The following is a 599-nucleotide window of genomic DNA, read 5'->3' as shown; positions in this document are numbered from 1 at the left end:
TTTTTTTGGCTGGCGCGTTGGTTAGCCTATGGCCAGTCGAGTTGTCTAGGTTGCGCCAAAGGACATAGCTTGCGCCTTTCATCCCTTCCGGCAGATACTCACGATCATCGTCGTTCAGCTCAAATTCAGCCTCAACCACGCGAACGCCCGCAGGATCGACTTCACCCAACGTGATTTTGTTGTAATGAGCTCGCGGATAATCCCTTAAAGCGCTAAGTGGCTTGATGCCGTCCGGGGGGTTGAGGTGCTGGATAGCTTGAAGTAACGCTGTTTTACCGGCCTCATTTGGTCCGACTAAAATGGTCTTATCGCCGTTGACCTCAAATTCTTCGCTATCGATAACTGAGCGATAATTTTGTACGTGTACCTTCTTAATTTTCATAAATACTTCTTTTAAAGCTGACCCTTAAGTGCTTTGTCAGTGCCCTGTTGGCAAATGGCTAGGCAGTTCTACTTTTAAACTAGCACAACTTATCCGTTTGTTCCTTAAGTAATTTGTAGCCATACTAGAAACGTCTCAATGCATGGGATCGGATAGCAGGATTTGCACCATTTCCCACACAGCGAATGAGCGGCCGCCTCTTTCCCGACCGTTTTTT

The 599-nt window shown here is 47.1% G+C and carries 1 protein-coding gene; it reads right to left on the bottom strand.

The features are described from left to right. Window positions 1-382: AAA family ATPase (locus FCK22_RS18015; protein ID WP_136720757.1), on the bottom strand; the 382-nt coding region annotated here is incomplete at its 3' end. Window positions 383-599: the final 217 nt, after the last annotated feature.

The sequence above is a fragment of the Sulfitobacter sp. 15WGC genome (assembly GCF_005068605.1).
GTDB classification, from domain to species: domain Bacteria; phylum Pseudomonadota; class Alphaproteobacteria; order Rhodobacterales; family Rhodobacteraceae; genus Sulfitobacter; species Sulfitobacter faviae.
This window is presented reverse-complemented; position numbering and strand designations above follow the sequence as displayed.